This is a genomic window from Streptococcus mitis (assembly GCF_946190275.1).
GTDB classification, from domain to species: domain Bacteria; phylum Bacillota; class Bacilli; order Lactobacillales; family Streptococcaceae; genus Streptococcus; species Streptococcus mitis_DC.
This window is the reverse complement of record NZ_CAMHZQ010000121.1, coordinates 1-230: the sequence shown is the minus strand read 5'-3', so window position 1 is coordinate 230 and position 230 is coordinate 1. Positions and strand designations below refer to the sequence as shown.

At 60.0% G+C, this 230-nt stretch carries 1 protein-coding gene; it reads left to right on the top strand.

Features of this window, described 5'->3' with window-relative positions; translation table 11 throughout:
• Window positions 1-230: hypothetical protein (locus N8M20_RS10455; protein ID WP_261080546.1), on the top strand; the 230-nt coding region annotated here is incomplete at both ends.

Genomic DNA, 230 nt, shown 5'->3' with positions numbered 1-230 from the left:
AACTCCAACCTGTTCGGCTCGGCCCAGATCGTCAGCGAAGGCAATTCCGGTTCCGGCTTCACCCCGGCTGGCGTCACCTACAAAGTTGATGCGCATGTCTATGGCGGCAAGCTCGGCATGAGCTTCGGCGACGACAAAGTCGCGGTGATCGGCGATTACGTGCCCTCTTCCTACGGTGCCTTCCACCATGGCGGCATGGTCCATCCCTATAACGACCAATCCGGCACGCT